This is a genomic window from Arthrobacter sp. UNC362MFTsu5.1 (assembly GCF_000685965.1).
In the GTDB taxonomy this organism is placed as follows: domain Bacteria; phylum Actinomycetota; class Actinomycetes; order Actinomycetales; family Micrococcaceae; genus Arthrobacter.
Genome location: NZ_JMLE01000011.1, coordinates 68,941 through 81,769 on the forward strand (window position 1 = coordinate 68,941; position 12,829 = coordinate 81,769).

Genomic DNA, 12,829 nt, shown 5'->3' on the forward strand with positions numbered 1-12,829 from the left:
CCCCAGCTGATTAGCTGTGGTCCGCCATGCGTTCCTTCAGGCCTTCCAGCTCGGAGCGCAGGGCCTCGGGCAGGGAGTCGCCGAACTTCGCGTACCACTCTTCGATGGAGGCCAGCTCGGCGTCCCACTCCTCGCGGTCGACGCGGACGGCGTCTTCAACGTGGGCGTGGGTCAGGTCCAGGCCGGTGAGGTCCAGCGAGTCGCCGGTCGGCACAAAGCCGATCGGGGTCTCAATGGCGTCCGCCTTGCCTTCCAGACGCTCGATGGCCCACTTGAGGACACGGGCATTGTCGCCGAATCCGGGCCAGGCGAATCCGCCATCGGCGGTGCGGCGGAACCAGTTGACCAGGAAGATGTGCGGCAGGCGCTCCGGGTTGGCCTTGCCTGAGACGCTGATCCAGTGCTTCAGGTAATCGCCTGCGTCGTAGCCGATGAACGGCAGCATGGCCATGGGGTCGCGGCGGAGCACTCCGACCTGTCCGGCAGCGGCGGCCGTGGTCTCCGAGGAGAGGGTGGAACCCATGAAGATGCCGTTGGTCCAGCTGCGAGCCTGGGTCACCAGGGGCACAGTGGTCTTGCGGCGGCCGCCGAAGAGGATGGCGGAGAGCTCAACACCCTCGGGGCTGAAGTACTCCTCGGCCAGCATGTCGATCTGCGAGATCGGCGTGCAGAAGCGGGAGTTCGGGTGGGCGGCCGGCTTGTCCGAATCCGGAGTCCAGGAGTTGCCCTGCCAGTCGGTCAGGTGCGCCGGAACGTCGTCGGTCATACCCTCCCACCACACACCGCCGTCGTCCGTGAGGGCAACGTTGGTGAAGATGCTGTGGCCCTTGGCGATGGCGCGCATGGCGTTGGGGTTGGTGCCCCAGCCGGTGCCCGGGGCTACGCCGAACAGGCCCGCCTCCGGGTTGGTGGCGCGCAGTTCGCCTTCCTTGCCGATCCGCATCCAGGTGATGTCGTCGCCAAGGGTTTCGACTTCCCAGCCCTCGATGGTCGGATCGAGCAGGGCGAGGTTGGTTTTGCCGCAGGCCGAGGGGAAGGCCGCGGACATGTAGTACGACTTCTTCTCCGGCGAGGTGAGCTTGAGGATGAGCATGTGCTCCGCGAGCCAGCCCTCGTCCCGGGCCATCACGGAGGCGATGCGCAGGGCGTAGCACTTCTTGCCCAGCAGGGCGTTGCCGCCGTAGCCGGAGCCGAAGGACCAGATGGAACGCTCCTCAGGGAAGTGCACGATCCACTTGTCCGGGTTGCAGGGCCACGCGACGTCGGCCTGGCCGGGGGCCAGCGGGGCGCCCAGGGAGTGCAGGGCGGGAACGAAGAACGCGTTCGTCGCCGTGATCTTGTCCAGCACCTCAGTGCCGATGTTGGCCATGATGCGCATGGAGGCGACAACGTAGGCGCTGTCCGTGATCTCCACGCCGAACTTGGGATCTTCGGCATCCAGGTGGCCCATAACGAAGGGGATGACGTACATGGTGCGGCCGCGCATGCAGCCTGCGAACAGGCCGCGAAGCTTCTGCTTCATTTCGGCCGGTGCCATCCAGTTATTGGTGAAGCCGGCGTCACGCTTGTTCTCGGAGCAGATGAACGTCTGCTCTTCAACGCGTGCCACGTCCGCAGGATCGGAGAACGCAGCGAAGGAGTTCGGGAACAGCTCCTGGTTCAGCCTGGTCAGCGTTCCCGCCGCCACGAGTTCATCCGTCAGCCGGGTGTTCTCTCCTTCCGTTCCGTCAACCCAGTGGATCCGGTCGGGCTGGGTAAGTTCTGCAACCTCTTCGACCCATGCCAGCAGGCCAGCATGTGTGGTGGGTGCTTTCTCAAGCAGCGGCAGTCGTGCGAGATCGCCCATTGCGGTTCCCTTCCTCGGGTTCAGTGGTGTGTCCTAAATGCTAGGGCTCTAGACCACTGCATATTTTGAGTCAGACATGGGATGTCCGGGCGGCAAAAAAGCAAAAACCGCGGAAAATCAAGGAAACAGATCTAGCAATTCACCCCTTTTTGTGAGTAAGGTCACATAGACCGGTCTAGTCGTGCAGATTACACGCGTTTCGATTTGGAACTCCACCGGAACTCGCGTAAAGTAATTCGAGGTTCGGGGGTGAACGAAAAACTCCCGGAGCCGAGAATGCGCCCATAGCTCAGCTGGATAGAGCGTCTGTCTACGGAACAGAAGGTCAGGGGTTCGAATCCCTTTGGGCGCACAGAATGAAGAAAGATCCGCACCGGTTCGCCGGTGCGGATCTTTTTTTTGTTTCCGTTTGTTTCAGCTGCGGACCGGTGCGGCCGGCCCCCGGGTGATGCGCCCGGAGGAATGCGCCGGGCGCTGCGCGCGAAGGGCGGGCGGTGCGCCCTCCGGCTGCCTACTTCTCTATGACCTCGTAGATGCGGTGGCGGATGCCGTCGAAATGGTGGGCAAGCCGTTCAGCGGCCAGCGCCTTGTCCCCGCCTGCCACGGCCTCGTAGATGCGGCGGTGCACTGCCGCCATCTCGCTGAGGTCCTCGGCACCGGTGCCGACCTCCAGATGGATCTGCCGGTACACCTTCCAGAAGACGGCCAGCAGGCTGATCAGCAGGGCGTTGTTGAGCGGCTCGAACAAGCGCCGGTGAAATTCCGCGTCAGCCTCCACAAACGGCTCCCCGGCGGCGGCGAGTTCCTCCATCCGGGTCACGGACTCCTCAACCGCTGCGAGCTGGCCGGCGGTCATCTTGTCCATCGCGCTGCCGATCAGGCCTGATTCCAGCGCCTGACGGACATCCACCAGCTCCAGCGCCTCATCGCCCTTATGCCGCAGCGACAGCCTGCCACGGAATGTCATGCCGTCCGCCAGCGCATCAAAGTTGCTGGGTGCCACAAACATGCCGAATCCGTGGCGGATCTCGACGACGCCGAGCGCCTGCAGGACCTTGAGGGATTCACGAAGGGTATTGCGGCCCACGCCCAGCGCGAGGGCCAGTTCGTTTTCGGTGGGAAGCGGGTCACCCGCCTCAAGCTCGCGCTCCAGGATGAGGTCCATGATGTCCGCCTGCAGAGCGCGGAGCCGGGCCTGGGCGCTGAAGCGCGCCTTCGAAGCGACGCCTGATGTAGTCATGGTTCCCCTAACCGAGTGTCCTGAACCACTGTGCTGAGTGGGTCACAGCAAACAATATTGGATGTCCCACCTTCTGTTAAGTTCCCGCGCTAAACACTGTCCCGGTTCCCCGCGCCCATCCCCTGCGATTCATCCCGCGGATCGGGGCCTTCGCCGGGCGTAGTCTGGTGCCATGACGGCCAGAGTTGAACGAGAATTCGATGTCATTGTGATCGGCGCCGGAGCCGTGGGGGAAAACGTCGCGGACCGCGTGGTCCAGGGCGGCCTGACCGCGGTCATCATCGAGGCGGAGCTGGTGGGCGGCGAATGCTCCTACTGGGCCTGCATGCCGTCCAAGGCGCTGCTGCGCCCGGGGACGGCCCTCCATGGCGCACAGACGGTGCCCGGTGCCGGGGAGGCCGTCACGCGCACCCTGGACGCCTCCGCCGTCCTCAAGCGCCGCGACTATTTCACGTCGAACTGGCAGGATGACGGCCAGGTCAAATGGCTTGAGGACACCGGGATCGAACTGATCAGGGGCCGCGGCCGCCTTACCGGTCCGCGAGCCGTCGAAGTGGCCGGGCGCGACGGTGTCAGCTACCAGCTCGCGGCGAGGCACGCCGTCGTGCTCTGCACCGGTTCTGCCCCCACGGCGCCGCCGGTGGCCGGCCTGGCAGGGCTGGGATATTGGACCACCCGCGAGGCCACGTCCGCACGCAGCATTCCGCGCAGCCTGGTGGTCCTCGGCGGCGGGGTGGCCGGGGCCGAGCTGGCGCAGGCTTTCGCCCGGCTGGGCTGCGCCGTGACGCTCGTGGCGCGCGGCGGGCTGCTCGGCATGTATCCCAAGGACGCCGCAGACCTGGTGCTGGCCGGATTGCGGGCCGACGGCGTGGACGTCCGCCTCAACACCGGCACGGAGCGGGTCAGCAAGGGCGGAGGCGGCTCCTTCACCGTTGACCTGGCCGACGGCGACAGCGTCACGGCTGAACGCCTCCTCGTTGCCACCGGCCGCCACCCTGCGCTGGACGGGCTGGGGCTGGAAACAGTGGGGCTTGGTTCCACCGACGGCAAAGTGCCGCCGCTCCGTACGGACACCACGGGCCTGGTGGCGGGGATCGACGAAGGCGCCGGCACCGACGGCGACGGCAACAGCGACGGCGGCTGGCTCTACGCCGTGGGGGACGCGGCCGGCCGGGTGATGCTGACGCACCAGGGCAAATATTCTGCGCGGGCCACGGGAGATGCCATCGCGGCGCGGGCCAAAGGCGAGCTGAAGGGGGCGCCGGAGCCGTGGAGCCGCTTCGCGCAGACCGCCAACGAGCATGCCGTGCCCAACGTCGTGTTCACCGACCCTGAGCTGGCCAGCGTGGGCCGGTCCGCGGAGCAGGCACAGAAGGACGGCTACCGGGTCTCCTCAGTGGAGCTTCCCATCAGCGTCGCGGGGTCTTCGCTGCATTCGGAACACTACGAGGGCTGGGCCCAGCTGGTGGTGGACGAGGACCGGAAGGTGCTCCTCGGCGCCACCTTCGCCGGCCCGGACGTGGCGGAACTCCTGCACGCCGCCACCATCGCGGTGGTGGGCGAGGTGCCGCTGGACCGGCTGTGGCACGCCGTGCCGTCCTATCCCACGGTCAGCGAAGTGTGGCTGCGCCTGCTGGAGGAGTACGGACTCTGACTGTTTGGTCACACCTCGGCCTATCTATTTGAACTGACCAGTCAGTTTAGTTAGCCTTGTAGCAGACACCCACTGCGAAAGGCTTCCATGCTCTCGGTTCGACAGCTTCACGTGAACGGCCGGCTGGACGATCTGCTCCCTCCCACGTCGCTCCAGGCTCGGCGCGGCGAACTGCTCCTGGTTTCCGGCACGCGCCAGGACCAGAGGACCGCACTGGCACTCACCCTGAGCGGGCGGATGAAACTCTCCTCCGGCGAGCTCCTGTGGGACGGCCGGGCGAAGACGAAGCACCTCCGGGCGGCCAGCTCGCTCGTGGACGCGCCCGGCGTCAACGAACCGGAACAGCACTTGAGCGTGCGGGATCTCGTCACGGAAGACCTTGCGCTGATCCCGCGGCGCTATCGCGGCGCACTCCTCAGCAAACCGTGGCTCAAGGTCAACCGGTTCGAGGACATCGCCGGGCTCTGGACGGAACAGCTGGCCCCGGCCAAGCGCATCGAACTGCTCACCGCCCTCGCGCTCGCCAACCCGCACACGGACCTTCTGGTGGTGGACTCCCCCGACCGCCATAGCGCGGATCCCGCGGACTGGCTGCCGCGGCTCCGGGAGCTGGCCTACGACGGCGGCCGGCCGCTCGCCGTCGTCGCCACCGTGGCTGCCCTCCCGGAGACCTGGACAGGCCCCGGCGCGGTGATCGGCAACGCTGTGCCGGACAAAGACTCCAGCCCCGAAAACGAAACAGAGGACGCAAAGTGACTGTGCTGCGGCTGGCCCGCTCCGAACTCAAGCGCATGACCGGCGGGCTGCTGCCCAAGCTGACCATCCTTGCCCTGACCATGGTTCCGCTCCTGTACGGCGCGGTGTATCTGTATGCCAACTGGGATCCGTACAGCAACCTGGACCAAATCGATGCGGCCCTGGTGGTGGAAGACACCGGCGCCACCTCCAGCGACGGGACGCAGCTGCAGGCTGGCCGGACCGTGGCGGACAGCCTGGTGGACGGGCACGTGTTCAACTGGCAGTCCGTGGATTCCGCCGAGCAGGCTGACCAGGGCGTCAGCAGCGGCAAGTATGCCTTCGCCCTCAAGATTCCAAAGGATTTCTCCGCCAACCTCGTTTCCCCCGGCAGCTTTGACGCCGCCAACCAGGCCATGCTCAACGTGACCACCAACGACGCCAACAACTACCTCCTGAGCACCATCGTGGACAAGCTGACCACGGCCGTCCACTCAAGCGTGGCCAAGGAAGTGGGCGAGGAAAGCGCCAACCAGCTGCTCACCGGCTTCGGCACCATCCACACGCAGATGGTCAAAGCCGCCGACGGCGCCGGCCAGCTTTCTGACGGCGTGACCAGGCTCCACGACGGCACGGTCACCCTGCATGACGGCACCTCGCAGCTGAGCGCCGGCGTCGGTGAGCTCTATGCCGGACAGGTTAAGCTCCGCGACGGCGCCACCCAGCTGGACGCCGGCGCGGCCCGGCTCAGCGACGGACTCGGGCAACTGAAAGATAAGACAGCCTCGCTCCCCGCAGATTCACAAAAGCTTGCCGACGGTGCCGCGCAGGTCGCCGCCGGAAACGCCACGTTGAACACCAAGGTGCAGGACGTCGTCGGTCAATTGAACGCCGCGGACCAGGGGCTGCGGAACCGTGTAGTGGAGTCAAACGGCCGGCTGCTGGCCGCCGGAATCATCACCCAGACGCAGGCGGACAGCATCCTCGCGGACTTCGACGCAGCAGCAGCCTCCGGGCCGGTGGCTGACGCCAAGGCGAAGATCCAGTCCGACGCCGCGCAGATCCAGCAGCTCGCGGACGGCTCCGCCGCCGTCAGTGCCGGTGCCGCCAAACTGGCAGCGGCCACGCCCGCCCTGACCGGCGCCATCGCCCAGGCGTCCGCCGGCGCGGACCAGCTCCATACCGGGACTTCCGCCTTGGCGGCCGGCGAACAAAGTGCCGTTGACGGCACCGCGAAGCTCGCCGAAGGTGCCGGCGCGCTCGACGGCGGTGCGGCACAGCTTGAGGACGGCGCCGCCACGGCCGCCAGCGGGGCAGGCACCCTGGCCTCGGAACTGGCCAAGGGGGCCGGCCAGGTGCCCAACCCCGATGACGCGCAGAAGAGCAGCCTGTCCAAGGTGATGGCCGATCCCGTGGCCGTCAGCAATATCTCGCAGGCGAAAGCCGGGTCCTACGGGGCAGGCCTGGCGCCCTTCTTCCTTACCCTTGCCCTCTGGATCGGCATCTTCATGCTCATCCAGGCCATGCGGCCCATTACGCAGCGGGCGCTGGCGTCCAACGCGCCGTCATGGAAGATCGCCCTGGGCGGCTGGCTGCCGTTCCTCGCCGTCTCGGTCGTCCAGGCGAGCCTGCTTACCCTGGTGGTGGACGTGGCGCTGGGCCTCAACCCCGCCCACCCGGTGCTGATGTGGCTGTTCATGCTGGCGGCCGCGATGGCGTTCAGTGCCATCATCCAGGGCGTCGTCGCACTGCTTGGGTCCCCGGGGAAGCTGGTGGTGCTGATCCTGCTGGTGCTCCAGCTGGTGTCATCCGGCGGCACCTTCCCCTGGCAGACCACTCCCCCGCCCCTGCACGTGGTGCATGAGATCCTCCCCATGGGCTACGTGGTGACCGGCATGCGGCACCTGATCTACGGCGCGGACCTGTCCATGATCCTGCCAACCGTGGCGGGCCTGTTTGGCTACACTGTGCTGGGGGCCGCGCTGTCAACGCTGGCCGTCCACAAGCACAAGTTCTGGACCTTGAAGTCCCTGAAACCGGAGATCGCCGTATGAGCATGCAGGAAGCCGGCGAAAAGAAGCTCCGGCCGGCCCGTACGAATGCCACCAAGCAGAAGTTGTTCGATGCCTCCATGGAGCTGATCGGAGAGCGTGGCGCGGCCGGGGTCACCGTGGACGAGATCGCGGCGGCAGCAGGCGTCTCCAAAGGCACCGTGTACTACAACTTCGGCAGCAAGTCCGATCTGATCGCCCAGCTGCTGCGCCACGGCGTGGACATCCTGCATGCCCGGCTGCTGAGCGTGCAAGACTCCTCTGCCGATCCGTTGGCGGCCATGGACGGAATGATCGGCCAGGCCATGGACTTCATGGCCGAGTACCCGTCCTTTGCCCGGCTTTGGGTCAGTGAGAACTGGCGGATTCCCAGCGAATGGCAGGACACCTTTGCCGAGCTCCGCGGCCGCCTCCTCGAAGTGATCGGCGCGGCCATCGAGCGCGTCGCGGCGCAGTACCCCGTGGATGAATCCATCTCTCGGGGCAGCCTGGAAACGGCCATCTTCGGCGCCTGCTTCGTGGTGGGCCTGGACCGCCAGACCTACAACCCCGAACGCACCCGCGAACAAAGTGTTGCGGCCATTATGGCAATCATGCGTGGCTACGTCCGGAAGTAGCCCGGATCGGGGAAGATTAGTCACATGCGCCACATGGGTAACAGCGGAAGGACAGCCATCGTTGCGGCTTTCGCCGCTGCGGTCCTCCTGGTGCTCTCCGCGATCACGCTTGAAGAGGCCGTGCTGTACACGTTCCTCGGGGCCGTGGCGGTGGGATACCTTGCCTCGGTCATCCAGGTGGTGGCCCGGGGACGCAACCTGGCCCTCCTGGCGGGAGGCGTCGGGACCAGCCTGTTCATCGGGTTCGCCATCGCCTTCCTCCGCATGTGGGGACTGGCGTTCACGGCCGAGCCGGACTCGCTGGGAGCGGCTGTCACCACCCAGGACTCCGACATCTACTTCTACCTCGCCGCTGTTTCCGGCGTCGGAACGCTCCTGGTGCTCTTCGCCGGCGCTGTGTGGCCGGCCGGCAAGCGGCTCCGGTCCGGCCGCGATCAGTCCAGGCGCACGCAGCCGGTCCGGCGCAAGCCCGCAACCGCTGCCCGGCGGCCAGCGGCCCGGCAGACGCCCCGTCCGGCCGCGGGCACCACTTACGGGCGCGTCCCCGCGTCCCGTTCAGGTGCCGCCCGCGCTCCGGCGGCCAAGCGGGCCCCGTCGGCGGCGGCCAAGTCGCCTAAATCCCCGGCAAAGGCCGCATCACGGCGTTGAGCATGCCATCGTCGCTGGCCCGGGGTGGCCCCGTTCCGGCCCGGCCGGAGTACGGCGATAGCAACCCCGGCCAGCAGGAGGAGTCCGCCAGCCACCTCGGCCGGTGAAGGGACCTCGCCCAGGACCAGCCACGCCGTCGTCATTCCCACCACCGGGACAAGCAGGGTGAAGGGAACCACCGCCGACGACGGATACATGCCCAGGAGCCAGTTCCAGATTCCGTAACCCACCAGGGACCCCAGGACTGCCGTGTAGATGGCGCTCAGGATGGTGACCACTTGCAGGCCGGCCAGGGTCCCGCCCACGGCGGCCGGGCCGTCGATCAGCAGTGAGAGGCCGATCAGGGGCAGCGGAACCACCGTTCCGGACCATACAACGAGCCCCAGGCCGGAGGATGCCCTGGCCTGCCGGGCAATGATGTTGCCGGCCGCCCAGGACAGCGCCGCCGCCAGGACAATGATCAGGGGAAGGACAGGGGCCACCATGCTGCGGCCCACTGCCACCACCGCGAGGCCGGCCACCCCGAGGACGACGCCGGTGAACTGCCTGCCGCTGGGACGTTCCCCCAGGATTCCGGCAGCCAGCAGAACGGTAAGCAACACCTGTGCCTGCAGTACCAGGGAGGCCAGCCCTGCAGGCATGCCCAGCGCCATGGCCAGGTAGAGGAGCCCGAATTGTCCGGCACTCATGAAGAGGCCGACGCCGAGGATGGCCCGCCAACTGACAGCGGGCCTGCGGATGAAGAAGATCCAGGGGAAGACAACCAGGATGAAGCGCATGGCTACAAAAAGCAGGGGCGGCACTTCCATGCCGTCTGCGTGCAGGCCAAGGTCGATCGCAACGAAATTGGCGCCCCACAGGACGGCCACAAGGACCGCCAGTGCGGAATGTCGAAAGTTCACTCTGCGGGCTGCGGGTTCAGGAAGTCCGTGTCACCGGGCTCGTTCTCAGAGATTCCGGGGCCGCTCTCCGGGAGTCCCGTCCCCACGGCGGTCAGGCACGTCGTCACGGGCCGCGTCGCGGTCGGCAACATCGCGCTCCGTCGCATCACGGTCGGCAGCCTCACCCTGGCGAGGTGTTCCCGACTCAGGGGTGCCCGTCTCAGGTGTGCCCGGCTCGGTGGTGCGCGGTTCAGTGGTGCCCGGGGCGGCGGGGACGGCGTCCCCCCGCCCGCGGGTTCCGGCTTCGGCGCGCGTCTGCGGCTCGGCAGGTGTGGTCTCAACGTGCCGGTCGGCGTCGTGCCGGTCGGCGTCGTGCCGGTCCGCGTCGTGCCGGTCCGCGTCATGGCGATCGGTGTCATGGCGGTCCGTGTCGTGACGGTCGGCGTCGTGCCGGTCCGAGTCGTGCCGGTCGGCATCGGGCCGCTCAGCGGTGACTACGTCCGGATCAACCTCGTCGGCTTTACGCAGCTGCTCCTGCGACGAGGCCCGCACGCGTTCGGCTTCTGCTTGCTTCTCGCGGGCGTCGCGGCGCAGGCGCTCTGCCTCGACTTCGGCCTGCTTGGCGTCGGCTTCGGCACGTGCTGCTTTGGCCTCGCGTTCCCGCGCTCCAAGCTCGTAGGCCATGGCTTTTTCACGGATCTCCGCGGCCCGGTTCCGGTCCGCCTCCAGCTTGCGCTTCCGGTTGAAGAACAGCACCGCGGCAATGATCGCAGCCACCACCACGACACCGATAATGATCCCCACAAGCTGTCCTGAGTCCACGTTGTTCTCCTCTTAACCGGGGCACTGATGAATATCTCCAGTAAACATCACAAACCCCGCACTGGCCATGAACCGCACGCCAGCGGGCAGGGTTTTCCTAATGCGCCCGGGGCACCTTGAACCGCGTAAGCCGGGCGTCCTGGCCGTCCAGTTCAGCCCAGGTTTTTTCCGTTTCCAGCACGGTCAGTCCGCTGGTGGGAAACCGGGTGGCGGCGTCCATGTAAGCGTCGTGGTTGGAATCGCGGGACGCCAGGTGCATGGCAAGGTCCTGGACGCCGGGCATGTGGGAGATCACCATCAGCGTGGTCACGGTGTCCGGGACATGGTTGATGACCTTCAGCATGCGCAACGCGGAGGCGCCATAGAGGCCGTCCTCGAGTTTCGGCGTCGGGGCTTGGTCCCCCAGTTCAGCGCACACCCACGTGCACGTCTGCCGGGTCCGGAGCGCGCTGGAGCAGAGGATGAAATCGGGAATCACTCCGTGCTTGCGCAGCCATTTGCCGGCCAGCGGAGCTTCACGGTGTCCGCGCTCTTCGAGCGGACGCTCGTGGTCCGGCACGCCTCCGGGCCAGTCTGCCTTGGAGTGCCGCATGAGGATCAAACGCCTGATGTGATGCTCGCTCATGCATCAATCCTAGTGCGGCGGCCCTGCCCCGCAGGGCACGGCCGCCCTGCACAGGGTCTAGTCGTCCAGGACGAAGGTCACTTCCAGCACGACGTGCCAGGCGACGACGGCGCCGTCAGCGATTTCGACTTTCTGCTCCTTGACCCACGCCCCCGTGACACCCCGAAGTGTCTTGTTGGCGCGTTCGATGCCCTCCTTGATGGCGGCATCAAACGACGTCTTGGAATTTGCGCTCAGGGTGGTAATGCGTGCTACAGACATAGTTCCTCCTGATAGTCGGATAAACGATCAGAGCCTACGCCGCCGGACCCCAGGCCAACAGGGCCATTGGGCCATATGAACTAAGCCGCGGAGGCACATACACAGAGGTCCGAACGCGCAAAGAGCCGTCCAGCCAAGTGAGGGCGCTGCGGCGTAGCGGCACATCCCGAAAGCGCCGTTGTTGCGTGAGGAACGAGCGCAGGCGCCGAGGGATCGTGCCGCGAAAGCGAAAGCGCCCGTCCCCAGTCAAGGGAACGGACGCTTTGCGCAGGATTGAAGACTAGATGGAGTATTCCGGAGCGGCCCAGACAACAACTTCAGGGTGCTCGTAGAACCGGTAGCCCTGGCCGCGGACGGTGCGCACGGTGTTGGCGAGGCGGCCCAGCTTGGAGCGGAGGCGGCGGATGTGGACGTCGATGGTCCGCTCGTTGGGAACCTCTTCGGCGTTGCGCCACAGGCCCTCGAGGAGTTCGTCGCGGCCCACGGTGCGGGTGCCGTTCTCCACGAGGTAGTTGAGGAGCTCGAACTCCTTGAACGTGAGGTTCAGGGATTCGCCGTCGAGGTGGACCTCGCGGCGGGCCAGGTCGATGAGGACGCCGGACGGACGGGGATCCTGCGGCTGCGGCAGCCGGGTGGTCTCGGTGCGCTGGCGGGAGTTGACGGTGGGGTCACCGAAGGTGGACCGAACGACGTCGAGCGCGGAACCCGGGGCGCTGGCAGGGGCAACCGCCACCGCGGCGTAGCTCTCCGCGCCGGAGACGAGGGACTGGGCGTAGGCGCGGATTTCCTGGGCAAGCTTGGCAATTGAGGTGCCGGCTGCTGCGGCGGTTTCCTCATCGATTCCCATGTAGAGCACAAATCCACGGGCAACATTTTCGTTGGCGACGGGGCGGACGGCGCTGCCGTTGGCCGGGGCGATCACCGGGGTGGGCGCCGTCTGGGGAGCGGACTCGGCGGCGGGAACAGCGCGGAGCTGGCCGTACGAGTTCGGGTTGTAGCCCTGCGGCGCATAGCCGGGGGCCGGGAAGCTGTTGCCGGGGGCTGCCGGGGCGAACGCCGGACGGGCACCGAAGCCCTGGCGGAGGCCGGAAGGCTGGCCGCCCTTGTTGGCGTTTCGGACGGAGATGTGGACGTATCCAGATGCAACTGACATGGAATGCTTACCTCAATGTGAATGGCCGTCATCGCGGCTCGAATGCTGGCTTTCCCCGCAATGAGATCTGGGGAGGGGCGCCCGACGCTGGGCTAGGGGCGAATGCCTAAAAACTTCTCGGGGTGGGAAAGTTAGGCGTGCATTCGACAACAGCGCATGTCTTCGCCAGCGGGTGGGCTGGTCCAGGATTCTGCGGCTGCAGGTGCTGTTGAGTTCTTGTTCACAATTGAAGTGTGCAACGTAACAATGAAAACTTGCAAGTAACAATGGACGGAATCGTCCGCATCGTGAGACAA

Annotated in this window: 12 protein-coding genes and 1 tRNA gene; 6 read left to right on the forward strand and 7 right to left on the reverse strand. The window is 66.5% G+C overall.

The window, feature by feature from the left end:
- Window positions 1-10: 10 nt before the first annotated feature.
- Window positions 11-1,846 carry a phosphoenolpyruvate carboxykinase (GTP) gene (locus tag BS38_RS0112205; protein ID WP_028271062.1) on the reverse strand — a complete coding sequence of 612 codons (1,836 nt, stop codon included), beginning with the start codon at window positions 1,844-1,846 and terminating at the stop codon, window positions 11-13.
- A 278-nt stretch (window positions 1,847-2,124) separates the two neighbouring features.
- On the opposite strand from BS38_RS0112205, the gene BS38_RS0112210 reads away from it, so the two are divergent.
- Window positions 2,125-2,198 (forward strand) — tRNA-Arg (locus tag BS38_RS0112210).
- Between the two features lie 159 nt (window positions 2,199-2,357).
- Here BS38_RS0112210 and BS38_RS0112215 read toward each other — a convergent pair.
- The gene (locus tag BS38_RS0112215) at window positions 2,358-3,086 is read right to left on the reverse strand and encodes a FadR/GntR family transcriptional regulator (protein WP_028271063.1); all 729 of its coding nucleotides are present in this window, start codon (window positions 3,084-3,086) and stop codon (window positions 2,358-2,360) included.
- A 172-nt stretch (window positions 3,087-3,258) separates the two neighbouring features.
- Here BS38_RS0112215 and BS38_RS0112220 point away from each other — a divergent pair, with 172 nt between their 5' ends.
- From BS38_RS0112220 to BS38_RS27090, 5 genes are all read left to right on the forward strand, one after another.
- Window positions 3,259-4,740, forward strand: a complete 1,482-nt coding sequence (locus BS38_RS0112220; protein WP_028271064.1) for a dihydrolipoyl dehydrogenase family protein — start codon at window positions 3,259-3,261, stop codon at window positions 4,738-4,740.
- An 87-nt stretch (window positions 4,741-4,827) separates the two neighbouring features.
- Window positions 4,828-5,496 carry an ABC transporter ATP-binding protein gene (locus BS38_RS0112225; RefSeq protein WP_028271065.1) on the forward strand — a complete coding sequence of 223 codons (669 nt, stop codon included), beginning with the start codon at window positions 4,828-4,830 and terminating at the stop codon, window positions 5,494-5,496.
- A complete protein-coding gene (locus BS38_RS0112230; protein WP_028271066.1) occupies window positions 5,493-7,529 on the forward strand; it encodes a YhgE/Pip family protein in 2,037 nt (678 codons plus the stop codon). The genes BS38_RS0112225 and BS38_RS0112230 overlap by 4 nt, the downstream gene beginning before the upstream one ends.
- Window positions 7,526-8,143 (forward strand): TetR/AcrR family transcriptional regulator, encoded by a 618-nt coding sequence (locus tag BS38_RS0112235; RefSeq protein WP_028271067.1) that lies wholly within the window; start codon window positions 7,526-7,528, stop codon window positions 8,141-8,143. The genes BS38_RS0112230 and BS38_RS0112235 overlap by 4 nt, the downstream gene beginning before the upstream one ends.
- 24 nt (window positions 8,144-8,167) lie before the next feature.
- The gene (locus BS38_RS27090; protein ID WP_156037118.1) at window positions 8,168-8,791 is read left to right on the forward strand and encodes a hypothetical protein; all 624 of its coding nucleotides are present in this window, start codon (window positions 8,168-8,170) and stop codon (window positions 8,789-8,791) included.
- Here BS38_RS27090 and BS38_RS0112245 read toward each other — a convergent pair.
- The 5 genes from BS38_RS0112245 to BS38_RS0112265 all read right to left on the reverse strand — a co-directional run bounded on the left by BS38_RS0112245 (window position 8,674) and on the right by BS38_RS0112265 (window position 12,533).
- Window positions 8,674-9,693 (reverse strand): EamA family transporter, encoded by a 1,020-nt coding sequence (locus BS38_RS0112245; protein ID WP_028271068.1) that lies wholly within the window; start codon window positions 9,691-9,693, stop codon window positions 8,674-8,676. The two genes, BS38_RS27090 and BS38_RS0112245, sit on opposite strands and share 118 nt — an antisense overlap.
- A gap of 45 nt (window positions 9,694-9,738) precedes the next feature.
- On the reverse strand, window positions 9,739-10,494 hold the full coding sequence (locus BS38_RS27095; protein WP_051628875.1) for a hypothetical protein: 756 nt from the start codon (window positions 10,492-10,494) through the stop codon (window positions 9,739-9,741).
- Between the two features lie 97 nt (window positions 10,495-10,591).
- Entirely contained in the window at window positions 10,592-11,119 is a 528-nt protein-coding gene (locus BS38_RS0112255) for a SixA phosphatase family protein (protein ID WP_028271069.1), read from the reverse strand.
- 57 nt (window positions 11,120-11,176) lie between these two features.
- Window positions 11,177-11,380: a dodecin family protein gene (locus tag BS38_RS0112260; protein ID WP_028271070.1), complete on the reverse strand. Its 204-nt coding sequence runs from the start codon at window positions 11,378-11,380 to the stop codon at window positions 11,177-11,179.
- Window positions 11,381-11,660: 280 nt separating this feature from the next.
- Window positions 11,661-12,533, reverse strand: coding sequence for a winged helix-turn-helix domain-containing protein (locus tag BS38_RS0112265; RefSeq protein WP_028271071.1), 873 nt, complete (start codon window positions 12,531-12,533; stop codon window positions 11,661-11,663).
- Window positions 12,534-12,829 lie beyond the last annotated feature (296 nt).

Excerpts from the sequence above, each read along its gene's own strand:
- BS38_RS0112205 (WP_028271062.1), bottom strand. The coding sequence starts at position 1,846 with ATGGGCGATCTCGCACGACTGCCGCTGCTTGAGAAAGCACCCACCACA.
- BS38_RS0112215 (WP_028271063.1), bottom strand. The coding sequence starts at position 3,086 with ATGACTACATCAGGCGTCGCTTCGAAGGCGCGCTTCAGCGCCCAGGCC.
- BS38_RS0112220 (WP_028271064.1), top strand. The coding sequence starts at position 3,259 with ATGACGGCCAGAGTTGAACGAGAATTCGATGTCATTGTGATCGGCGCC.
- BS38_RS0112225 (WP_028271065.1), top strand. The coding sequence starts at position 4,828 with ATGCTCTCGGTTCGACAGCTTCACGTGAACGGCCGGCTGGACGATCTG.
- BS38_RS0112235 (WP_028271067.1), top strand. The coding sequence starts at position 7,526 with ATGAGCATGCAGGAAGCCGGCGAAAAGAAGCTCCGGCCGGCCCGTACG.
- BS38_RS27090 (WP_156037118.1), top strand. The coding sequence starts at position 8,168 with ATGCGCCACATGGGTAACAGCGGAAGGACAGCCATCGTTGCGGCTTTC.
- BS38_RS0112255 (WP_028271069.1), bottom strand. The coding sequence starts at position 11,119 with ATGAGCGAGCATCACATCAGGCGTTTGATCCTCATGCGGCACTCCAAG.
- BS38_RS0112260 (WP_028271070.1), bottom strand. The coding sequence starts at position 11,380 with ATGTCTGTAGCACGCATTACCACCCTGAGCGCAAATTCCAAGACGTCG.
- BS38_RS0112265 (WP_028271071.1), bottom strand. The coding sequence starts at position 12,533 with ATGTCAGTTGCATCTGGATACGTCCACATCTCCGTCCGAAACGCCAAC.